Origin of the sequence: Mesorhizobium sp. B2-3-4, from assembly GCF_006442315.1 — a bacterium.
Lineage (GTDB): Bacteria > Pseudomonadota > Alphaproteobacteria > Rhizobiales > Rhizobiaceae > Mesorhizobium.
In genome coordinates this window covers 90,642-112,110 of the sequence record NZ_VFVY01000001.1, presented here as the reverse complement: position 1 = coordinate 112,110, position 21,469 = coordinate 90,642, and the positions used below count along the sequence as shown (strand labels likewise).

The 21,469-nt window shown below is 62.6% G+C and carries 23 protein-coding genes, 1 tRNA gene and 1 pseudogene; 16 read left to right on the top strand and 9 right to left on the bottom strand.

Going from position 1 to position 21,469, the window contains the following annotated elements:
* Nucleotides 1-28 precede the first annotated feature (28 nt).
* From FJ967_RS00650 to FJ967_RS00640, 3 genes are all read left to right on the top strand, one after another.
* The gene (locus FJ967_RS00650) at nucleotides 29-1,564 is read left to right on the top strand and encodes an undecaprenyl-phosphate glucose phosphotransferase (protein WP_140729799.1); all 1,536 of its coding nucleotides are present in this window, start codon (nucleotides 29-31) and stop codon (nucleotides 1,562-1,564) included.
* Nucleotides 1,561-2,829: an O-antigen ligase family protein gene (locus FJ967_RS00645; protein WP_140729798.1), complete on the top strand. Its 1,269-nt coding sequence runs from the start codon at nucleotides 1,561-1,563 to the stop codon at nucleotides 2,827-2,829. The genes FJ967_RS00650 and FJ967_RS00645 overlap by 4 nt, the downstream gene beginning before the upstream one ends.
* Before the next feature lie 56 nt (nucleotides 2,830-2,885).
* Nucleotides 2,886-2,962 (top strand) — tRNA-Pro (locus FJ967_RS00640).
* Between the two features lie 94 nt (nucleotides 2,963-3,056).
* Here FJ967_RS00640 and FJ967_RS00635 read toward each other — a convergent pair.
* Together FJ967_RS00635 and FJ967_RS00630 are read right to left on the bottom strand one after the other, a co-directional pair.
* On the bottom strand, nucleotides 3,057-3,518 hold the full coding sequence (locus tag FJ967_RS00635; RefSeq protein ID WP_140729797.1) for a YbaK/EbsC family protein: 462 nt from the start codon (nucleotides 3,516-3,518) through the stop codon (nucleotides 3,057-3,059).
* A 170-nt stretch (nucleotides 3,519-3,688) separates the two neighbouring features.
* Complete coding sequence (locus tag FJ967_RS00630; protein ID WP_140729796.1) at nucleotides 3,689-3,970, bottom strand: helix-turn-helix transcriptional regulator; 282 nt, start codon at nucleotides 3,968-3,970, stop codon at nucleotides 3,689-3,691.
* 279 nt (nucleotides 3,971-4,249) lie between these two features.
* On the opposite strand from FJ967_RS00630, the gene FJ967_RS00625 reads away from it, so the two are divergent.
* The 4 genes from FJ967_RS00625 (at nucleotide 4,250) to FJ967_RS00610 (ending at nucleotide 7,609) form a co-directional block, all read left to right on the top strand.
* Nucleotides 4,250-4,864: a hypothetical protein gene (locus FJ967_RS00625; RefSeq protein ID WP_140729795.1), complete on the top strand. Its 615-nt coding sequence runs from the start codon at nucleotides 4,250-4,252 to the stop codon at nucleotides 4,862-4,864.
* 183 nt (nucleotides 4,865-5,047) lie between these two features.
* Nucleotides 5,048-5,251 (top strand): hypothetical protein, encoded by a 204-nt coding sequence (locus tag FJ967_RS00620; protein ID WP_140729794.1) that lies wholly within the window; start codon nucleotides 5,048-5,050, stop codon nucleotides 5,249-5,251.
* Nucleotides 5,252-5,488: 237 nt separating this feature from the next.
* Entirely contained in the window at nucleotides 5,489-6,466 is a 978-nt protein-coding gene (locus FJ967_RS00615) for an ATP-grasp fold amidoligase family protein (protein ID WP_140729793.1), read from the top strand.
* A 174-nt stretch (nucleotides 6,467-6,640) separates the two neighbouring features.
* Nucleotides 6,641-7,609: an ATP-grasp fold amidoligase family protein gene (locus FJ967_RS00610; RefSeq protein WP_181175631.1), complete on the top strand. Its 969-nt coding sequence runs from the start codon at nucleotides 6,641-6,643 to the stop codon at nucleotides 7,607-7,609.
* A 67-nt stretch (nucleotides 7,610-7,676) separates the two neighbouring features.
* On the opposite strand, the gene FJ967_RS00605 is transcribed toward FJ967_RS00610, so the two are convergent.
* The 7 genes from FJ967_RS00605 to FJ967_RS00575 all read right to left on the bottom strand — a co-directional run bounded on the left by FJ967_RS00605 (nucleotide 7,677) and on the right by FJ967_RS00575 (nucleotide 12,529).
* Nucleotides 7,677-7,979, bottom strand: coding sequence for a hypothetical protein (locus FJ967_RS00605; protein WP_140729791.1), 303 nt, complete (start codon nucleotides 7,977-7,979; stop codon nucleotides 7,677-7,679).
* Between the two features lie 111 nt (nucleotides 7,980-8,090).
* Nucleotides 8,091-8,630, bottom strand: a complete 540-nt coding sequence (locus FJ967_RS00600) for a MerR family transcriptional regulator (protein ID WP_027028529.1) — start codon at nucleotides 8,628-8,630, stop codon at nucleotides 8,091-8,093.
* Nucleotides 8,631-8,845: 215 nt separating this feature from the next.
* Nucleotides 8,846-9,169: an integration host factor subunit alpha gene (locus tag FJ967_RS00595; protein ID WP_010915609.1), complete on the bottom strand. Its 324-nt coding sequence runs from the start codon at nucleotides 9,167-9,169 to the stop codon at nucleotides 8,846-8,848.
* A 100-nt stretch (nucleotides 9,170-9,269) separates the two neighbouring features.
* Complete coding sequence (locus FJ967_RS00590; protein ID WP_140729790.1) at nucleotides 9,270-10,241, bottom strand: beta-ketoacyl-ACP synthase III; 972 nt, start codon at nucleotides 10,239-10,241, stop codon at nucleotides 9,270-9,272.
* A gap of 9 nt (nucleotides 10,242-10,250) precedes the next feature.
* The gene (gene plsX / locus FJ967_RS00585; RefSeq protein WP_140729789.1) at nucleotides 10,251-11,321 is read right to left on the bottom strand and encodes a phosphate acyltransferase PlsX; all 1,071 of its coding nucleotides are present in this window, start codon (nucleotides 11,319-11,321) and stop codon (nucleotides 10,251-10,253) included.
* 113 nt (nucleotides 11,322-11,434) lie between these two features.
* Entirely contained in the window at nucleotides 11,435-11,983 is a 549-nt protein-coding gene (locus FJ967_RS00580) for a DUF177 domain-containing protein (RefSeq protein WP_140729788.1), read from the bottom strand.
* A gap of 3 nt (nucleotides 11,984-11,986) precedes the next feature.
* Complete coding sequence (locus FJ967_RS00575; protein ID WP_140729787.1) at nucleotides 11,987-12,529, bottom strand: ubiquinol-cytochrome C chaperone family protein; 543 nt, start codon at nucleotides 12,527-12,529, stop codon at nucleotides 11,987-11,989.
* A 114-nt stretch (nucleotides 12,530-12,643) separates the two neighbouring features.
* On the opposite strand from FJ967_RS00575, the gene FJ967_RS00570 reads away from it, so the two are divergent.
* The 9 genes and pseudogenes from FJ967_RS00570 to FJ967_RS00530 all read left to right on the top strand — a co-directional run bounded on the left by FJ967_RS00570 (nucleotide 12,644) and on the right by FJ967_RS00530 (nucleotide 21,450).
* The gene (locus tag FJ967_RS00570; RefSeq protein ID WP_140729786.1) at nucleotides 12,644-13,159 is read left to right on the top strand and encodes an outer membrane protein assembly factor BamE; all 516 of its coding nucleotides are present in this window, start codon (nucleotides 12,644-12,646) and stop codon (nucleotides 13,157-13,159) included.
* A 160-nt stretch (nucleotides 13,160-13,319) separates the two neighbouring features.
* The gene (locus tag FJ967_RS00565) at nucleotides 13,320-13,865 is read left to right on the top strand and encodes a dTDP-4-dehydrorhamnose 3,5-epimerase family protein (protein ID WP_140729785.1); all 546 of its coding nucleotides are present in this window, start codon (nucleotides 13,320-13,322) and stop codon (nucleotides 13,863-13,865) included.
* 1 nt (nucleotide 13,866) lies between these two features.
* The gene (locus FJ967_RS00560) at nucleotides 13,867-14,868 is read left to right on the top strand and encodes a glycosyltransferase family 2 protein (protein WP_140729784.1); all 1,002 of its coding nucleotides are present in this window, start codon (nucleotides 13,867-13,869) and stop codon (nucleotides 14,866-14,868) included.
* 203 nt (nucleotides 14,869-15,071) lie between these two features.
* Nucleotides 15,072-16,478, top strand: coding sequence for an LLM class flavin-dependent oxidoreductase (locus tag FJ967_RS00555; protein ID WP_140729783.1), 1,407 nt, complete (start codon nucleotides 15,072-15,074; stop codon nucleotides 16,476-16,478).
* Between the two features lie 69 nt (nucleotides 16,479-16,547).
* On the top strand, nucleotides 16,548-17,342 hold the full coding sequence (locus FJ967_RS00550) for an ABC transporter ATP-binding protein (RefSeq protein WP_140729782.1): 795 nt from the start codon (nucleotides 16,548-16,550) through the stop codon (nucleotides 17,340-17,342).
* Nucleotides 17,339-18,219: pseudogene (locus tag FJ967_RS00545) on the top strand (branched-chain amino acid ABC transporter permease). The gene FJ967_RS00550 and the pseudogene FJ967_RS00545 overlap by 4 nt, the downstream one beginning before the upstream one ends.
* 2 nt (nucleotides 18,220-18,221) lie before the next feature.
* Nucleotides 18,222-19,277 (top strand): branched-chain amino acid ABC transporter permease, encoded by a 1,056-nt coding sequence (locus FJ967_RS00540; protein WP_140729781.1) that lies wholly within the window; start codon nucleotides 18,222-18,224, stop codon nucleotides 19,275-19,277.
* Nucleotides 19,278-19,290: 13 nt separating this feature from the next.
* Nucleotides 19,291-20,619, top strand: coding sequence for an ABC transporter substrate-binding protein (locus tag FJ967_RS00535; protein ID WP_140729780.1), 1,329 nt, complete (start codon nucleotides 19,291-19,293; stop codon nucleotides 20,617-20,619).
* A 54-nt stretch (nucleotides 20,620-20,673) separates the two neighbouring features.
* Nucleotides 20,674-21,450 carry an ABC transporter ATP-binding protein gene (locus tag FJ967_RS00530; protein ID WP_140729779.1) on the top strand — a complete coding sequence of 259 codons (777 nt, stop codon included), beginning with the start codon at nucleotides 20,674-20,676 and terminating at the stop codon, nucleotides 21,448-21,450.
* The last annotated feature ends 19 nt before the right edge of the window (nucleotides 21,451-21,469 follow it).

Here is a 21,469-nt window from a genome sequence, read left to right as displayed (position 1 = left end):
CACCCTGGGGAAGCTTGCGGACTGTTCCATGAACGAGATCGACCCCGCGCACCGCTTTTCGCCTGAAGCGGTGCGTAAATTCGACGGCCCTGCCGATGGCGACAAGCCCGGCGGCATGAACGACGTCGCCCGTCAGGTGGCGTCGCAATACCGGCGCGATACGATGTCGCCGATTATGGTCAGCGGCGTGCTGCGCATGGTCGAATTCGGGGTGCTGTTCGCCTCGGGGCTCTGCGTCTATTTCTACTATGTCGGCTTCTTCAACTACCTCGCTTGGCAATACCCGCTGACCATCGCGGCCGCGTCGTTCCTCGCCGTGGTGCTGCTCGATGTCAGCGATTGCTACCAGGTGGTCTCCCTGATGCGGCCGATCGCCAATTTCGGGCGCATCCTGCTGGTCTGGGCCGGAACCTTCGCTCTGATGGCGCTGACGGCATTCGCCATGAAGATGTCGGAAGACTATTCGCGCCTGCTGTTCGGCACCTGGTTTGTCGTCGCCTTCGTCTGCCTCTTCGGCCTCAGGCTGGTGATGTCCAAGCTGATCCGTCGCTGGGCGCGCGATGGCAGCATGGAACGGCGCGCCGTCATCGTCGGCGGCGGCAAGGCGGCGGAAGTGCTCATCCGCTCGGTGGAAAAGCAGCCCTACAACGATATCCGCATCTGCGGCATCTTCGACGATCGCAGCGACAAGCGTTCGCCAGCCATCGTTGCCGGCTATCCCAAGCTCGGCACCATCTCGGAACTGATCGAATTCGCCCGCATCGCCCGTATCGACATGCTGATCGTGTCGCTGCCGCTGACCGCCGAATCGCGCGTGCTGCAATTGCTGAAGAAACTGTGGGTGCTGCCGGTCGACATCCGGCTGTCGGCGCATTCCAACGCGCTGCAGTTCCGCCCACGCGCCTATTCCTACATCGGTTCGGTGCCGATGCTCGATATCTTCGACAAGCCGATCAACGATTGGGATTCGGTCGCCAAACGCGCCTTCGACATCATCTTCAGCGTCATCGGCATCGTCGTGTTCTCGCCGGTCATGCTGGCCACGGCAATCGCCATCAAGCTCGACAGCAAGGGACCGGTGCTGTTCAAGCAGAAGCGGCACGGTTTCAACAACGAGGTCATCGAGGTCTATAAATTCCGCTCGATGTACACCGACAGGTCGGACCCGACCGCCAAGCAGACCGTGACCAAGAACGACCCGCGCGTCACCCGGGTCGGGCGCATCATCCGCAAGACCTCGATCGACGAACTGCCGCAGTTCTTTAACTCGCTGTTCGGCTCGTTGTCGCTCATCGGGCCACGTCCGCACGCCATTGCCGCGCAGTCGCACAATTTGCTCTACAACGAGGTGGTGGATGGCTATTTCGCGCGCCACAAGGTCAAGCCCGGCGTTACCGGCTGGGCGCAGATCAATGGCTGGCGCGGCGAGATGGACACCAATGAAAAGATCCGCATGCGGACCGAATACGACCTCTATTACATCGAGAACTGGTCGCTGCTGTTCGATCTGCGGATACTGTTCCTGACGCCGATCCGCCTGCTCAACACGGAAAACGCCTATTGAGCGCGATCAGCCATGACCTGCCGCGCGCGACGGTCAACGCCAAGCTGATCACGCTGATCTCCTCGAGCGCGGTGGTGCTCGGCATTCTTTTGTCGGGCTTCGTCATCAGCGAACCGGCGCCCTACGAAATCTACATGGCCGGCCTGATTGCCGTCTGGGCTCTGTTCGGCCTGAGGATTTCGCGCGCGACCATGCCGCTGCTGGTGCTGCTGGTGACGATGAACATCGGCGGCATGATCTCCATGACGCAGATGGCGGACCTCGCCAACACGCCGCTCTACCTTGCCGTGTCGCTGTTCCTGGCGTTCAGCGCGGTGTTCTTCGCATCGGTCACCGCCGTGCAGCCGAGCCTCTACCGGCTGATCTTTATCGCCTATGTGATGTCGGCCGTAATCACCGCGCTGCTTGGTATAGCAGGCTATTTCCACGCCTTCCCGGGTGCTGAGGTCTTCACCAAATACGACCGCGCCGCCGGTGCCTTCCAGGACCCGAACGTGTTCGGTCCGTTCCTGGTGCTGCCTGGCATCTACCTGCTCTATCTCATGCTGACCGGGCCGGTCGCGCGCATGCCGCTTTTGGCGGTGCCGCTGCTGATCATCAGCGCCGGCATCTTCTTCTCCTTCTCGCGCGGCGCCTGGGGCATGTTCGCGGTCTCGGCCGTCCTGCTCACAGGTTTGCTGTTCCTGCAGAGCGCCAGCGGCATGTTCCGGCTGCGCGTAGTGATCATGACGATCGCAGCCCTGTCGCTGCTGGCCATCACCATCCTCGTCATATTGCAGTTGCCGGGGGTGGCGGAGATGTTCTCCAGCCGCGCCCATCTCGAACAGAGCTACGACACCGCCCGCCTCGGCCGCTTTGCCCGCTACACGATCGGCTTCCAGATGGCGATGGAACATCCGTTCGGCATCGGGCCGCTGGTGTTCGGCACGATCTACGGCGAGGACACGCATGACATCTGGCTGAAGATGCTGATGGACTATGGCTGGATCGGCTTCGTGTCGTTCCTGACGCTGGTGGTGTGGACGATTTCAGCCGGATTCCGCATCCTGCTGCGCGACCGGCCATGGCAGCCCTACCTCTTGTGCGCCTACGTCGCCTTCATCGGCAATATCGGTCTCGGCACCTTCATCGACATCGACCATTGGCGCCACATGTATCTGCTGCTCGGCCTGATCTGGGGCGCGATCGCACTCGAATATCGCCACCAGCGACTGTTGCGCCCGGCAATGCCAGGCTCATTCAAACCGGCGATCGCCGCGAGATAATTATCGCGGAAACCGGTTGACCCGAGCGGGGTTATCACGATACATCGCGACCGGTCCGGAGTGTAGCGCAGCCCGGTAGCGCACTTGACTGGGGGTCAAGGGGTCGTCGGTTCGAATCCGGCCACTCCGACCATTTCGAAGCAGGACTTGCCCCCGAAGTCCGTCACCCCACATCATCCAAGCACCGATCGCCCATTCTTGCCGGCGCCGCTAAGCTGTATCCGGCGCTATCCCTGGCAGACATCGACCCATTGTGCGCCGGTAAGATCAACCATCCGCTGCGGTGCGATCCGCACGGCTGCATTGGTGGCGCCGGCGGCGGGCACCACCTCGTCGAATTGGCGAAGCGAGACGTCGCAATAGACCGGCAGCGGGGTCGGCAGACCGAACGGACAGACGCCGCCGACGGGATGGCTCGTGGCGGCAACCACCTCTTCGGCGTCCAGCATGCGCGGCTTGCCGCCGAACTGGTCCTTGAACTTGCGGTTGTCGAGCCTGGCGATACCGCTGGTCACGACAAGCATGGTGCGCTCACCGACGCGCAGACAGATCGTCTTGGCGATCTGTGCCGGCAACACGCCATGCGCCTCGGCCGCCAGCGTCACGGTCGCCGAACTCGCCTGCGTGACGAGGACCTCGATGTCAGGCGCGTGGGCGGCAAAGAAGGCACGAACGGTATCCAGGCTCATGTCGGAAACTCAGGGTTCAAATTGCTGCTGGCGGGCGTTTGCATGTAGCAGACATAAGCGTGTGCGATTTGCAAATCGGCAAGCCCAGCCTGCCAGGCAGCGCCACGGCATCAACAAGAAACCCGCCAAGCGGGCCCTGGCGGGTTTCTTGTTGACAGTCGTCGCCGATTCTATGCCTGCGGGCGGCCTTGCGCGGCCGGTGTCGGCACGGGCGCAATGAGCGTGTCCTGCGGCAGACGAAGCGCGGTCGCGATACGACGCAGCTTCGCCGGGTCGGCTGCCAGGCCGTTCTCGATGTCCTCGATCTCGTCGACCGAAAGGCCACAGGTCAGGGAAAGCGCTTCGAGGCTGTATCCGCGCGTTTCCCGCATGGCCCTGAGGGTGTTGTAATCAGGCCCGATCTCGTTGGCCAATGGTTCTGAAAGGGCGTGGCTTTTTGCATTGTTGGGCATTGGCAACTCCTTTGGCTGAAAGCGTTTGATGAAAATGGGATGTTGCCTGAGACGAGCAGGAAGATGCCCTCTCGCCAGCGATTTGCCAAGCGCCAAACAGGCCGTCACGGGATCGTGAACCCGTGTACGCGCGAGCCGCCTCGCCCTTTATCGATCAAGTTGTTTTGAACGCCCCGACACCTTTTTGGCCGGCAGTTTCGCCCCGCCCGTTCGTTATCCAGACGTCGCTGGCATGAAACCATCCCGTTCCGGCCAGCCTTGCCCAAAAGGATCCCCCCAATGAACTTCAGGACATCCCTCCTCGTGCTCGGCACGATCTCTATGCTTTCCGGCGCCGGCGTGGCCGGCGCGCAGGCGGCGGACGCATTGCGCGTGCGCGGCACGGTGGTCAGTTTCGAACCGTCTCTGCTGACCGTGAAAACCCGTCAGGGCGATACATCAGCGATCAAACTGAAAGACGGCTGGAAGATTTCAGGCGTCGCCAGCGCATCGGTAAAGGACATCAAGCAAGGCGATTTCCTTGGTATCGCGTCCGTTTCCAAGGCTGACGGCGGCAGCGGTGCGCTGGAAGTGGTGGTCTTCCCGGCGGCCTTGAAAGGCACTGGCGAGGGCGATCGGCCCTGGGACCTCGAGCCGAACAGCCGCATGACCAACGGCACCGTCGCCGACGTCACCGACATAAACGGGCGGGCCGTGACGCTGACCTACGACAATGGGCAGACAAAGAAGATCTCGATCCCGGATGGCACGCCTGTCGTGACCTTCGCGCCGGCCACGCCCACCGATCTCAAGCCAAGCGCGACGGTCTTCGTGACCGCGCAACGCGAGGCGGACGGCACGCTGAGCTCGAGCCGCGTCGTGGTGGGAAACAATGGGGTGATCCCGCCCATGTAGGCCAGCGACACGGCTTTCGGCCTGCGCCCTCGGTGAAGGTGCAGGCCCCTGACGGAAACAGTTCAGAAACAAAATTCTACAATCGGGAAATACTGACGAAAAAATTCGGGCGCGTAATTCCATTCGCGGCGGTCGGGGTATCGGCCCGGTTTACATCTGCCCGCGAAAAAAGGAAACGATCCCATGAAGAAGTCCCTCCTCTCGGCCCTCGGGCTTGCAGCAGCAATCGCTTTCACGGTGCCGATGGTCGGCGCGACGAGCGCGGATGCGGCGCCGATGGCAAAGCATCATCACCATCGTCATCATCATCGCCACCACCACTGGCACAAGCACCACCATCATCACCATCACCACCACCACATGAAGAAGATGATGAAAAAGGCCTAAGCATATCGACTGCCAACGAGAAGACCGGCCTTGGCTTCTTGTTCAAGGCTGGTCTTCCTTGGTCGAGCAACGCCGGGCCTGGATAATTCGGGCCAATCGAACCGTCGCTGGAAAGAGGCGCGGTGGCTACGACAAGCGAGGGCTTCAACGCGAAGCCAAATCGCGATACGGCAAGGGATATTTCTGACCGGCGCGCGCTGCCGGATCAGACTTCGCTGACAAGGCCAGGTATCCCCAATGACGGCCAAGGCCGATCTTTCCCGGACAGACCGTATTGTCCTGTCGGCCGCGCGAATTTGGCTGACGCTGCTTCACCCTGTCCTGGTCGTGCGGTTCGTCATCAAACTGGGCTATCTGCCCAATCCGGCCGCGCCCGCGCGCTACCACGAGCTGTTGCTCTGGCGAAAGATCCTCGATCGCAACCCGCTGTTCGTGACGCTGACCGACAAGCTCGCGGCCAAGGTCTATATCCGGGACGCTTGCCCCGAGATCGCCATACCGGAAACGCTGTGGTCCGGGCGCAATGCCGCCAATATCCCAGCCGGCCTGCTGACCGGCACCGTCGTGGTCAAGGCAAGCCATGGCTGCGCGATGAACCTGTTCGTTTCCAGGGGCGAACCAGATCGCACCGCCATTATCCGCAAGGCGAGCCGCTGGCTCAGGAAACGCTATGGCCGGCGCAATGGCGAATGGGCCTATTGGCCTGTCGTGCCGACCATCTTCGTGGAAGAGCGGCTTGCGCTTTGCGGCGGGACGATCGCCACCGACATCAAGGTCCATGTCTGCAGCGGCGTGATATCGCATGTCTGGGTCGAGGATAAGCACGCCGAGCGGTCACTGCTTTTCGACCGCCATGCCACTCCATTGCCCGGGCGCGATCCGGATTATCCCCGCGAGAACCAGGCTCTGCCTGTCAATGCGCGGCTCATCGACTATGTTGGCCAGGCAATCTCGATCGCCCCCGACATAGCCGGCGACCTCGACTATGTCAGGATCGACTTTCTGGTCACCGACGATCGGCTTTACGCCGGCGAGATCACCGTCTATTCGGCCGCCGGCTATGGCACGTGGACAAATCCGGCCATCGCCGCGGAAATCGAGCGGCTCTGGCGGCTCGACCAGTCGGCCTTCCTGCGCCGGCCGCATACGGGTCTGATGCGCCTCTATGCAGACGCGCTTCGCGCCAGATGCCGGAGCGGTATCGCAAACGGCTGACGAGAGTTGCGACGAGGCCGCGCCCGAGGGGCGAAGTCATGTCGACATCCAGGCAAATCCGATGCGGCGACGCCCTGCGAAAGCTTTTACTAAAACACAAATCGCGATACGAGACGGACACAGCCGACCGACGACCTGCCGGATCGGCCCAGCCAACAATCGCCGGATATGCTGATGAGGGCCAAGGCCGATTTTCGCTGGACGGGGCGCGTTATCCTGTCGGTCGCACGGTTGTTGCTGACCCTTCGTCATCCCGCGCTCACGGTGCGGTTCGCAATGAAACTCGGCTATCTGCCTGATCTGGGGATGCCCAGAACATACCACGAGATGTTGCTCTGGCGAAAAATCGTGGACCGCAATCCACTCTTCGTCACATTGACCGACAAGCTTGCCGCCAAGGCCCATATCCGCAACGCCTGTGCCGAGATCGCCATACCAGAAACACTCTGGTCCGGGCGCGACCCCGCCGCCATTCCTCTCGACCTGCTGGCCAGCGATGTCGTCGTCAAGACGAACCATGGCTGCGCGATGAACATATTCGTTTCCCGCGGCGAACCTCACCGCGACCGTATCGTCGCCAAGGCAAGGCACTGGCTGAAAAAACGCTATGGCCGCCGCAATGGTGAATGGGCTTACTGGCAGATCGTGCCCACGGTTTTCGTGGAGGAGCGGCTGGCGCTCGCCGGCGGCAGGATCGCAACCGACATCAAGGTGCATGTCTGCGGCGGCGTGATAACGCATGCCTGGGTGGAGGATAAGGCGGCTGGGCGTTCGCTGCTTCTCGACCGGGAAGCCAATCCGCTGCCCGGTCGCGACCCGGATTATCCGCGCGAGGATCAGGCGGTGCCGGTCAACGCGCAACTCCTCGACCATGTCCGACAGGCGATCTCGGTCGCGCCTGCCATCGCCGGCAATCTCGACTATATCCGCGTTGATTTCCTGGTCACCGACCATTGCCTCTACGCGGGCGAAATCGTCGCCTATCCAGGCGCCGGCTACGGCACAACCACCAATCCAGCCTTCGCTGGCGAGATCGAGCGGCTCTGGCGGCTCGATCAATCCGCGTTCCTGCGCCGGAAGCACAGGGGCGTTGCCAGGCTCTATGCGGAAGCGCTTCGCGCCAGATGCCAAGGCCACGGTTGACAAAGGCGACCGCCTTCAGGGCGACCGCCATTTTGCGTCTCAAATAAAATCGGACCGCAGGTCGATATCAGCGGCGGCTGAACAACAGGCTAGCGGCAAGGCCAAGTACTACCAGGCCTACTGCCGCGGCTGCCGCCGGATGATCGCGGGCCGATTTCTCGATCACCCTGCCCCGCTCGCGAATAGCCGGCATCGCATCGCGCAGGCGCCCCGCCAGATCCGAATAGGTATCGAGTGCCGCATCGCGGCCATCCTCATAGTAGGCGCCGCCCCGCCTTGACACCGTCTTGCGCAGCGCCGCGAGTTCCCTCGACAGCGCCGCTACCTGCTTTTCGAGGTCGATGTCGGAGAGGGTGGAAAATGATGCCATCATGCGTTTCCTTGTCTTACAAATCGCAGAGCCTTGCAGCTCCAAGAAGGAAACGTAACGCCTGACGCGAAGAGGGGTTCCGGTTTCGAAGCTTCAACCGCTTCGCGGCGCTCAGCGCACCTGGTCGAGCAGGCGCTTGCATTCCAAGAGGTCGAACAGCGCCTCCTGCAGCAGCGCGCGATTATCGCGCGAGAGTTTCGACGCGTCCGGCGTAACCGGTCCTTCCTCGTCGCTCTTGCCCAGGCCGAAAAAGCGGCGGCTGGGCTTGACCCTCGGCTGGCCAACCAGTTCGTCATCGCCGCCGCGTGGCTGCGCGGCCGGCGTCAACGGCACCTGGTCGGCCTGCTTGCGTTGCGAGATCGCTTCGACGGCGGCCATGTCGCCATTGCCTATGGCGACCAGGAAATGATTGCCGTTTTCGCGCAGCAGCTTCTGCACGCCCTTGATGGTGTAGCCCTGGTCGTAGAGCATATGGCGGATGCCCTTGATCAGTTCGACATCCTGCGGCCGGTAATAGCGACGGCCGCCGCCGCGCTTCATCGGTTTGATCTGATTGAAACGGGTTTCCCAGAAACGCAGCACATGCTGCGGCAGGTCAAGATCTTCGGCAACCTCGCTGATGGTGCGGAAGGCGTCAGGGCTCTTGTCCATGGGCGAAATCCTCACGCTGGGCGTGGCCCGGAACGGTCTTCGAACGAGATCACGCTCAACCCAGGAGAAGAGCACGTTCCGCCAGCACGGAACGGATCACACGCCAGAACACCAATCCGACCATGCTGCCGAATCGGGCTTTATTTCAGCGGTTTGTGAAGCAATATTCAAGCCCGGCGTCATCGCCGCGCCGGTTTTCAACCGGACAATGGAAGCTACTTGCCGCCCTTGGCCTTGCTGTTCTGGTGAGAACGCAAGATGCGGTTCTTCAGTACGTTGGACGATTTGAAGGTCATCACCCGGCGTGGCAGGATCGGCACTTCTTCACCGGTCTTGGGATTGCGCCCGATGCGCTCATTCTTGGAACGGACATGAAACGTCGCAAAGGACGACAACTTCACCGTTTCGCCACGCACGATGGCTTCGCATATTTCGTCGAGCACGGCTTCGACGAGTTCGGCGGATTCAGTGCGCGACAGGCCGACCTTTCGGTAGACGGCCTCGGCAAGGTCGGCGCGCGTAAGTGTCTTTCCCCCCATGCGACCGTCCCATCAGCTCAAACATAAAATCGGCACAACAACGGCAGAGCCTAAGTAATTGATCCGGCAAGGTCAAGGACCGAACCGAGCCGTACGGCACTTACCAGCGAACCAGCACAGCGCCCCAGGTGAAGCCCCCGCCCATCGCTTCCAGGAGCACGAGGTCACCCTTCTTGATGCGGCCATCTGCAACGGCCACCGACAGCGCCAGCGGTACGGAAGCGGCCGAGGTATTACCGTGCAGATCGACGGTCACCACCACCTTTTGCTCAGCTATCCCGAGCTTTTTGGCTGAAGCGTCAATAATGCGTTTATTGGCCTGGTGCGGCACGAACCAATCGAGATCCTCGGCGGTAATGCCAGCGGCAGAGAAAGTCGCCTCGATGACATCGGTAATCATGCCGACGGCGTGCTTGAAGACCTCGCGGCCTTCCATCCGGAGATGGCCGACCGTTCCTGTCGTCGATGGCCCGCCGTCGACGAAAAGCTTCTCTTTGTGCGCGCCGTCGGAGCGCAGGCTGGCCGCCAGGACACCGTGGTCGGCGATCGTGCCGGTTCCCTCGCCCGCTTCCAGTACGAGCGCGCCGGCGCCGTCGCCAAACAGCACGCAGGTCGAGCGATCGTTCCAGTCTAGAATGCGCGAGAAGGTTTCCGAGCCGATGACCAGCACGCGCTTTGCCAGACCGCCTCTGATGTAGAGGTCGGCGGTCGTCACCGCATAGACGAAGCCCGAGCACACAGCCTGCATGTCGAAGGCAAAACCGTGCTGCATGCCGAGCCGGTTCTGGATCTCGACCGCGGTGGCCGGGAAGGTGTTGTTGGGCGTCGAGGTCGCCAGCACGATCAGGTCGATGTCGTCCGGGGTCAATCCGGCATTGGCAAGGGCGGCGCGGGCCGCCGCCTCGCCCAGCGAAGCCGTCGTCTCGTCGTCGGCTGCTATATGCCGCTGGCGGATACCGGTGCGCTGGGCGATCCACTCGTCGGAGGTCTCGACCATGCCTTCAAAATCGGCATTCTTCATGATGCGGCGGGGCAGCGCGGCGCCCGTGCCGCGCACAACTGATCTGATCAAAATTCTTTCCTATTCCTTTGCGTCGGCGGCGACGTCGGATTTCCTAGATGTCAGGGCATGCGGGTTGCGCGCATGAAACAGATCGAGGTCGGCCTCGATGCGGTCGAGCAGATTGTTGCGCACCATGTCGTAGCCGAGTTCGATCGCCGCGGCGAAACCGTCCGAATCGGCGCCGCCATGGCTTTTGACGACAATGCCGTTCAGCCCGAGGAACACGCCGCCATTGGAGCGGCCGACATCCATCTTTTCGCGTAGCCGGTCGAAGGCGCCCTTGGCGAAGACATAGCCGATCTTGGCCATCAGGGTGCGGCTCATCGCGGCACGCAGATAACCGCCTATCTGGCGCGCGGTGCCTTCCGCCGTCTTCAGCGCGATGTTGCCGGCGAAGCCTTCCGTCACCACGACGTCGACCGTGCCCTTGCCGATGTCGTCGCCTTCGACGAAGCCATGGTAGTTCATCGAGGCCATGTTGGCTTCGCGCAACATGCGTCCCGCTTCCTTGACCTCCTCCTGGCCCTTGATCTCTTCCACGCCGACATTGAGCAAGCCGACCGTCGGCCGGGCGATGCCGAATACGGAACGCGCCATGCCGGTACCCAGAATGGCGAAATCAATCAGTTGGTGCGCATCGGCGCCGATGGTGGCGCCAACGTCCAGGACCACGCTTTCGCCGCGCAATGTCGGCCACAAGGCCGCGATCGCCGGGCGATCTATGGTGGCCATGGTGCGCAGGCAGAATTTCGACATCGCCATCAGCGCGCCGGTGTTGCCGGCGGAGATGCATGCGTCCGCCGCGCCGGACTTGACCGCCTCGACCGCCTTCCACATGGACGACTTCCAGCGGCCATGGCGCAGCGCCTGGCTCGGCTTGTCGTCCATCCTGACCGCGATCTCGCAGTGGAAGAACTCGCTGACCTCGGCCAGTTTGGGAAATTTGGCGAGTTCGGGACGCACCAGTTCCTCGCGCCCGTAGATGACGAAGCGAATGTCGGGACGGCGGGTCGCGACCGTCATGAGCGCCGGAATGACCACGGTTGGTCCGTGATCGCCGCCCATGGCATCGATGGAAATCCTGATCACGCGGTATTCATCTCATGGTTAGGCGGCAGGTCGCTTTAGTGATCGCGAAGTTTCGGCGAAAATAGCGGTTTTGGGCTGTCGCACAACCGACTTTTCCGTCGCGGGCGAGGTTTTCAGGATTTTCCCAGCAAGGATCGCAGTTTTTGCTGAAATTCATTCTCGGCCGCTCCGGTGTCGTCGCCGGCACCAAGCGATGCGCCAGGCTTGCGCGGATAGGGATCGATCGCCAATCCGAAAAACTGTTCGGCAAGCGCCCCGACATCGATGGTGTCGCCGGAAAAGGTCTCGGGACTGTCGGGTCCGTCCGCATCGAGCAGGATTTCGCCACCGCCTTCGAACCCCTGCCGTCCAAGCTTGGAGTCCTCGGGCAAGAGCAGCGCCTCGACCGGCTCGTCGATATGCGCCTCGATGGGGTCCAGCGTGACGATGCAGGCCTGGGTGATGTCGGCTTCGACACGGCCGGTCACTTTCACGCCATTGCGCTTCCATGACGCGACCAGGAGTTCGGCGCGATAGGCTTCGACCGACAGCAGCCCGTGCGCCTCGGCAAGTGCCGCGCGCTGCGAGGCGTCGGCCTCTACAACAACCGGCAGCCCCTTCTGCGGCAACCGCGCGACATTGGCGAAAAAGGATACCGGGCTTTGCATATCCGCGTGTTTCATCGCTCAGCCTCCGTTGGCCACTGGAAACGCCACAGCGCCGGCAACGATCGATGCGGCCGGCTGCGCGCTCAATTGCCGGCTGGCGTCGGCGACATAGAAGGCCAGACGCGACGCTTCCGGCCAGGCTCCGGTGTCGGGACGGACATTGCGGGCAAGTGCCGCGGTCAGCCCGTCCTGATCGTTTCTCTCCAACGCATCGTCATAGGCGGCGGTGCGGCCGTAGAACATCTTCGCTAGCTTCTTCATGCGTTTGGGCACGCCGACGTCGCCAATGCCGAGTTCGCGCAGCGAATGATCGACATCGAGGAAGAACTCGTCGATCAGCACCTGCGCGATCTCCTGCGCCACGCCATCCTCACCGCGCAAACGGTGCTGAACCAGGAACATGTGCAGCGACAGCATCTCGAAACGGCCAAGCGGCGTGTCCGGCACATTCCAGTGGGAATAAAACACAGTCTGCCGCGCCGCCGCCACGATTTGTGCGTAAAGCGCGTCGGTGATAGCGCGGTTGGCATGGCGTTCACGGCCAAAAAGGCGCTGGAACATGGGGATGGTCTCCGGGGACCGTTTGTTGAATTGGCCTTGTTGCATCGGCAAGCAAGCTGGTTTACCGGTTTTGCGGCCCAGCGCAAGTTGCGGCGATGGAATGGAGAATTGTTGTTGCGCGCGCTGAATTTCAAGTCGACTTTCACTTCCAGGCCTGCCGGCGCGATCTCGCTGCTGGCTGTCATAGCCGCGCTGTCGGGATGCCACACCAATAAGATGATCGGCGACCTGAGCCCGAGCGAGACGTTCACGCAAGGTTATGTCCTCGACCAGCAGGCGATCGATTCGGTGCCGGTCGGTTCCAGCCGCGAACAGGTGCTTCTGGCGCTTGGCACGCCGTCGACCACGGCGACTTTCGACAACGAGGCGTTTTATTACATCTCGCAGACGCGCAAGCGCTACGTCGCCTTCGACAAGCCGAGGCTGATCGACCAGAAAGTGCTGGCGGTCTATTTCGGCCCCGACAGCCGCGTCACCCAGATCGCCAATTACGGCTTGAAGGACGGCAAGATTTTCGACTTCATCTCGCGCACCACGCCGACCGGCGGCAAGGACCAGAACTTCCTCAGCCAGATCATCAGCGGCGCCAGCAAGCTGGCGCCCGGTATCCCCGGCGGCGGCACCCCCTGATCATCAAATCCTGCTCGCCCGATTTTCGCGAAGCAGAAACATCTCAGGCGACCGAAAACCCGTGGGAGCAATCTCACGGGTTTTTGTTTGGCCAATGAGGGGCCGGCTTGTCACTGATGGAGCAAACTCATATCAACCGGCCAGGCTGAGGGGCTTGGACATGAGCAGCGACGACCGTGCGGTGCCGGACGGATGGATGGCAACGGGAACAGCCGACCCGCAGACGGTGACGCCGGACTGGCTTGCCATCGATCCACCGCCGATCGACGGCGTCGCAATCAAGGAAATCAGGCCGGTCGCGACCTCGAACGGCTACCTGACCGAGGTCTTTCGGGACGGATGGGGGCTTGATCCATCGCCTGTCGGCCAAGTGTTTCAACGCACGATGTATCCTGGCGCCGTAACCGGCTGGCATGCGCACAAGGCGACGCTGGACCGGCTTTTCTGCAGTGCAGGGAGTGTGCGCATATCGCTTTACGACGGGCGCAAGGCTTCGCCCAGCTTCGGCACGGTCTGGCACAAGATCGTCGGCGCGCTACGCCCGGCCATTGTCATCATTCCGCCAGGCGTGTGGCACGGTGTGACAGCGCTCGGGCCGGAAACGGCCGTGCTGCTCAATCTCGTCGACAAAGCCTATGCCTATGACGCGCCCGACCATTGGCGCTTGCCGCCAGACACGGAACACATCCCTTACAAGCTGGTTTAGCGTGCAACGATCCGGCCAGTCTGATGCCAGCGGGCGCAATGAGCCGCTCGCCTCGGTCGTCATCGCAACCCACAATCGGCCAGCCGCCTTGCGGCAAGCACTGCGGAGCGCGCTGGGCCAGACAGTACAGGATTTCGAGATCCTGGTGATTGGCGACGCCTGCCGACCCGATACGGCGGCGGTCATCGCCGAATTCGCCGATGCGCGCATCGTCTACATCGACCTGCCGGTCAATTTCGGTGAACAATCCGGCCCCAACAACATAGGCCTTGCAAGGGCGCGCGGGCGCTTCGTCGCCTTGCTCAACCATGACGACCTCTGGTTCCCCGACCATCTGGCGGCAGCCACCGGCTGGATCGATGCGACCGGCGCCGACATCGTCATCGCCCGCGGCGCCATCATCGAACCGCGATCCGATCAAGGAATTCCTCCAAGGAACCTGATCTTCGGGGTTGGCAGGAACGGCTTCTACGATCCCGTCATCACGGCGGGATACGGATCGGCGCAAATCGTCAGGCGATCGTCGCTCCCTTGGCTCGGCCCCTGGCGCCCGGCAGTCGAATGCTTCTGTGAGAGTTCGCAGGACTGGCTCTTCCGCGCATGGCGAAAAGGCGCCGTGATCGCGACGATGCCGCATTTGACCGTGCTCAGCCTGTTCTCCGGCACACGCAAGGGCAGCTATGTCGAAGAGACGGCGGCCGAGCAGCAGGAACTCGTCTCAGCCATGACAACGCCCGACGCGTTACGCGCAAAAATACTTGCCGAGGCCATTGCTCCCGCCCCCTTGAAAAAATCGAGCTATCTCAAACGCAGGCTTCTCGCCGCGTGCGGCATCCACCCGAGAGCTCGGGAGTTTCGCCGAAAGTATGGGCGCGGTGCCTTTGTCGCCAAGCTGCGCGGCATACGCGGCCTGCCGCCTCTGCCCGCGCGCGAACCGGGAGTGCAGGAGATGCTGGCGCGCTACCGCCAAGCCGGCGACCGCAGAGACGCGGACAAAGGCTGAACCGCCTTCCGTCGCGGCCATTTCGGCGCACGCTCGGCGCGCCTTGGGGAACTGGTTGCGCGCCGGTGGCACAGTCCGAACTGTAACGGCTAGCCACGAGGGAATGCCTTTTTCCTATAACGTCTATAAAAAATATAGAATTTCTGTATCGCAGGGCTTCGCGCCCGTACTGTGCCGTTCATATCAGTACGGACAAACGCTTCATGGCCAAGACAATACGCTTCAATGCCTTCGAGATGAATTGCGTGGGGCACCAGTCACCGGGGCTGTGGCGCCATCCGCGCGACAGGTCGTGGCAATACAAGGATTTGGAGTACTGGACCGATCTGGCCAAGCTGCTGGAGACCGGGTTTTTCGAGTCGATCTTCATCGCCGACGTCATCGGCTACTACGACGTCTACAAGGGCAATCTGGACAACGCCCTGTTGCAGGGCGTGCAGATCCCGGTCAACGATCCGCTGCAACTGGCCAATCCGATCGCGCTGGCGACCAGGCATCTGGGCATCGGCATCACCGCATCGACCAGCTTCGAGCACCCCTATACTTTCGCGCGCCGCCTTTCGACTGCCGACCATCATACCAAGGGCCGGGTCGGATGGAACATCGTCACCTCCTACCTGGAAAGCGGCGCCAAGAATGTGGGCCAGGGTGGGCTGCGCTCGCACGACAACCGCTACGACGTGGCGACCGAATATGTCGAGATCCTCTACAAGCTCTTCGAAGGAAGCTGGGAGGAAGGAGCCGTCATCCGCGACAAGGAACGCGGCATCTTCGCCGATCCGTCCAAAATCCATGAGATCGGCCATCGCGGCAAATATTTCGAGGTGCCGGGCTATCATCTGAGCGAGCCCTCGCCGCAGCGCACGCCGGTTCTGTTCCAGGCCGGCGCGTCGGGAGCCGGCAAGCAATTCGCCGCCGGCCATGCCGAGTGCGTCTTCATCTCGACGCCGCTCAAGGACGCAACGCGCACCTATGTGTCCGACATCCGCCAGCGCGCCGCCGCGCAGGGACGCGATCCCAAGAAGGTGCTGATCTACGCCATGGCGACCATCATCGTCGATGAGACCGACGAGAAGGCGCGCGCCAAGTACGAGGACTACGCCAGATACGCCTCCTATGATGGCGCACTGGTCCTGATGTCGGGCTGGACCGGCATCGATTTCGGCCACTACAGGCCGACCGACACCGTCAAGAAGGTCAAGACCAACGCCATAATCTCGGCGGTCGAGCATCTGGCCGAGGGCGATAAGGTCTGGACGATAGAAGAACTTGCCAAATGGGGCGGCATCGGTGGCCTCGGCCCGCTTTTCGTCGGTTCGCCGTCGACGATCGCCGATCTGCTCCAGGAGTGGGTGGAGGAGACCGACATCGACGGTTTCAACCTCGCCTACGCCTTGGCCCATGACAGCTTCGCCGACGTGATCGGCTATGTGGTGCCGGAGCTGCAGAAGCGCGGCGTCTACGCGACCGGCTACCGCGAAGGCACGCTGCGCGAAAAGCTGTTCGGCGAAGGACCCTATCTGCCGGCGAACCACCCCGCTCACCAGTTTCGCGACATTGAACGCGTGAAACGCGAGCAGGCCGCTGCGGCCCCAGGCGAAGCGGCCTGAAGCCATCGGCAGCACGCGCGCCGTGGCGACAACCGCGCCGACAAGCCCCGAATACGGACCCATTGCGACATGACCACGCCCGCGCCACCTGCCCTGGAAATCCAGGATGTTTCGCTCGCCTTCCGAGGCGTCAAGGCGATCTCCGACCTCAGTTTTCGTGTTGAGCAGCAAGAGATCTGCGCGCTGATCGGCCCGAACGGCGCCGGCAAGAGTTCGCTGCTCAACATTCTGAACGGCGTCTATGTGCCGGATGCGGGCGAGATCATCTTCGAGGGCGAGCATTTTCGCCGCATGCAGCCGCTCGAGGCGGCCCGGCGCGGCATCGGCCGCGGCTTTCAGAACAACGCCCTCTTCGCCGGAATGAGTGTCATCGACAATGTGATCGCGGGGCTTTCGCGGCGTTCGCGGCTGACCCTTGTCGAGGAGATGTTCCGGCTGCCGCGCGCACGCCGGGAGGAGCGCCGCTTTCGTGAACGTGCGCATGAGGTACTGCGCCTCTTCGGTCTCGACCGTCATGCCGCAACCGCCGTCGGCACGCTGCCCTATGGCACGCAGAAGAAAGTCGAGTTGGCCCGGGCCATCGTCGCCGAGCCGCGGCTGTTGCTGCTGGACGAACCGCTCGCCGGGATGAACGCCTACGAAAAACAGGAGATCGCGGCGGTCATCGCGCGCCTCAACCGCGAGCTCGAACTGACGATCGTGCTGATCGAGCACGATATCGGCATCGTCCTCGATCTCGCTCATCACGTGGTCGTGCTCGATTACGGCCGCAAGCTCGCCGACGGACCGCCGCAGACCATCCGCGACAATCCCGATGTCATCGCCGCCTATCTCGGCTCCGAACGCACCGAGATCGCCGCATGAACATGTTCCTCGAAACCCTGATCGGCGGCCTCCTTGCCGGAACCATGTACTCGCTGGTCGCGATCGGCTTCGTGCTGATCTACAAAGCGTCGGGCGTGTTCAACTACGCGCAGGGCTCGATCCTCCTCTTTGGCGCGCTCACCTTCGTTTCACTGACCGACCAGGGTGTTCCGGCTTTCGGCGCCATCGCGATCACCATCGCGCTGCTCGTGCTTATGGCCACGTCATCGAGCGGCTGTTGCTGCGACCACTCACCAACCGCAGCCCGATGACGCTGTTCATGGCAACGCTCGGCCTGTCCTACCTCGTCGAGGCCGTCGCCCAGGGCATCATGGGCTCACAGGTTCGCGCCCTCGACCTGGGGATAGATGACCTGCCCATCTTCGTCGGCGACATCATGATCAGCCAGTTCGACCTGATCGCGGCTGGTGTCGCGCTTGCCCTCGGCATCGCGCTGACGCTCCTGTTCAACCGCACGCGCATCGGCATCCAGCTTCGCGGCGTCGCCGACGACACACGGGCGGCCCTTTCGCTCGGCATCGACATCAACCGCATTTGGCAGATCGTCTGGGCGGTCGCCGGTATTGTCGGGCTGGTCGCCGGGCTTTTGTGGGGTGCGCGCCAGGGCGTGCAGTTCTCGCTTTCGCTGGTGGTGCTCAAGGCCTTGCCCGTCCTCATCATCGGCGGCTTCACCTCGATAGCCGGCGCCATCGTCGGCGGCCTCATCGTCGGCGCCGGCGAGAGCCTCACCGAAACCTATATCGGTCCCTTCCTTGGCGGCGGCATCACACCCTGGTTCGCCTATGCGCTCGCGCTAGCCTTCCTGCTCATTCGTCCCGCCGGGCTTTTCGGCGAACGCCAGATCGAGAGGGTTTGACGATGTCCGAGCTCGGCCTGCCCATCGCCCGCCCGATCGCCGACAAGGCCTTGGTTCGCGGCCTGGGCCTCGCAGCCTCCCTCGCCTTGGTGCTGGCAGCGCCATTCCTCGCCTCCGAATACTGGATCAACGCCATCATCGTCCCCTTCCTGATTCTGTCACTGGCGGGGCTCGGGCTCAATCTCCTGACCGGATATGCCGGCCAGTTGTCGCTCGGTGCCGGCGCCTTCATGATGGTCGGCGCCTACGCCACCTTCTCGCTGCAGCTTCGCGTGCCGGACTTGCCGCTGCCGCTGGCCCTGATCGTATCGGGACTGATCGCTGCTGCGGTCGGTGTGGGCTTTGGCATTCCCTCGACGCGCATCAAGGGTTTCTACCTGATCGTCAGCACGCTCGCGGCGCAGTTCTTCTTCGAGTGGCTTTTCCTCAAATTCCCGTGGTTCTACGACGGTAACTCGTCCGCTACCATCGCACTCCCCCGCGGCCTCGAGGTGTTCGGCCTCGACGCCAATGCGCCGCATGGCCGGTATTACCTGACGCTGGCGACCGTCGCGCTCGTCACCCTCCTGTCGTTCAACCTGGTGCGCAGCCAGACCGGGCGCAACTGGATGGCGATCCGCGACATGGACACCGCGGCAGCCGTGATCGGCGTGCCGGTCACACGGGCGAAGTTGCAGGCGTTCGCCGTATCGAGCTTCATTCTCGGCATCGCCGGCGCGCTGTGGGCCTTCGCCTATCTCGGCTCGGCCAGCGTGCAGAGCTTCGGCCTGTCGCGATCCTACCAGATCCTCTTCATCATCATCATCGGCGGGCTGGGCACCATTCGCGGCGCCTATCTCGGCGCGGCTTTCGTCAGCCTGCTGCCGCTCGCGCTGGACTGGCTGTTCCAGCATCTCTTCAGCGGTCACGTCGACGCCGGCCTGCTGCAGAACATCCAGAAAGGCATCTTCGGACTGCTCATCATGTGGTTCCTGATCAAGGAACCCGAAGGTCTCGCGCGCCTGCTCGGCATCAAGCTGCAGGCGCGCCGGCGATTGTTTCCTTCCTCTCAAACCTAGGAGCCTACCCAAAATGAAAAGACTGCTTCTCGCCGCGCTGCTTGCCGGCACCGTCTTGTGCGCCACATCGGCGGCGATGGCCGCCGATGTCAGCCAGTATATACCGCTGCCGACCTATCGCGTCGGCGCCTACGCATCGTCCGGCGAGCTCTGGTGGGCCGGCGAGCGCGACTATTTCCGCTACATCAACGAGGTCGAAGGCGGCGTCGAGGGCGTCAAGCTCAACTATGAGGAGTTCGAGACGGAGTGGAGCCCGGATCGCACCGTGGAGGTCTATGAGCGGGTGAAAGGCGGCAAGGACGGCTCGCCGCTCGCCTTCTTCTTTACCCACGGGACACCCGCGACCTACGCGCTCCTGGAAAAGGCGGCGGCGGACAAGATCCCGCTCATCGATCCCGCCGGCGGCAAGACCGAGACGGTCGACGGCACGGTGTTCCCCTACGCCTTCCCGCTCCTTTTCAGCTACTACAGCCAGGCGTCGACCGGCATCAACTACATCGCTTCCAAGGTCGGCGGCTTCGACAAGCTCAAGGGCCTGAAGATCGCGACCGTCTATCACGACAGCGCCTATGGCCGCGCCAGCCAGCCCGCCATCGACGTGCTGGCCAAGAAATACGGTTTCGAGAACATCCAGATCCCCGTCGCCGATCCCGGCAGCGAGCAGTCTCCGCAATGGCGCCAGATCCGCGAGACGAAGCCGGATTGGGTGTTCCTGCGCACCTGGGGGGTTTCGACGGTCGTGGCGATCAAGACGGCCCAGCGTTTCGGCTTCCCGGCGGATCACATCATCGGCGACGTCTGGGCCGGTTCGGAATCCGATGTCATTCCGGCCGGCAAGGCCGCCATCGGCTATTCGGCGCTCGCGCCCTATCCGGGCGGTACCGATTTCGACATCCACAAACGCCTGAAGGCCGACATCCTCGACAAGGGCAAGTCGGACCTGAGAGACCAGAAGCTCTTCGGCGCCGTGAACTACAATGTCGGCCTGGTCAACGCCGCACTCGCGGTCGAGGCGCTGCGGACCGGCTACAAGCATTTCGGCGCCCGCCCGCTGAACGGCGAGGAAGGACGCTGGGCCTTCGAGCACCTGACGATCGACGATGCAAGGCTGAAGCAGATCGGCTTCGAGGGGCTTCTGCAGCCGATCAAGATCACGCCCACCGATCATGAAGGCGGCGGCGCGGCGCGCATCCAGAGCTGGGACGGGGAGAAATGGGTGCTTCAGACCGACTGGATCAAGGCGGACCATGACCTTCTCAATCCGCTTATCAAGGAGGGCGCGGCTGCCTATGCCAAGGAGCACGGCATCACGCCGCGCACGCCGGAAACAGAGACCAACTGATTGTCGACTATCGGGGCGCGGCGCATACCGCGCCCCGATGAAAAGAGGCCGATCATGACCGCGACACTTGCTATCGCCGATGCACCCCCGCGCAAACTCCTCGATGTTTTCGGCATCGAGGTTGTCTACGGCGGAGCGATCCTGGCGGTTGCCGATGTTTCGCTGGCGATCAACGAGGGTGAAATCGTCGCCTTGCTCGGCGCCAACGGCGCGGGAAAAAGCACCGTCTTGAAAGCGATCTCCGGCCTCGCCGCCGCCGACCGGGCCACGGTGCGCCGTGGCCATGTCCATTTCGACGGCAACGACATCCTCGGCACGGCCGCGAACCGGCTGGCGGCGCGCGGCATCGTCCATGTGCTCGAAGGGCGCCACGTCTTTCCCCATCTGACGGTGGAGGAAAACCTGCTCGCCGGCGCCTTCCTGCATCGTTCACGCGGCCGCGAACTCAGGCTGCATCTCGAGGAAATTTACACCTGGTTCCCAAGGCTCAAGGAGAAACGGCGCACGCAAGCCGGCCTGACATCAGGCGGCGAGCAACAGATGCTCGCGATCGGCCGGGCTCTGCTCACCAGGCCGCGCCTGGTACTGCTTGACGAACCGTCAATGGGACTTGCGCCGCGCATCGTCCAGGAGATCTTCGAAATCATCGTGCGCCTCAACCGGGAGAAAGGCACCACCTTCCTGCTCGCCGAGCAGAATGCCGCGCTCTCACTCGCCCATGCCGAGCGCGCCTATGTGATGGAGGGCGGACGGGTGGCGCTGGAAGGCAAGGCGGCGGATCTGGCCGCACGCGACGATCTTCACCGGATCTATCTCGGCTATTCTGCATAGCCGCCACAGAGCCGGGCCG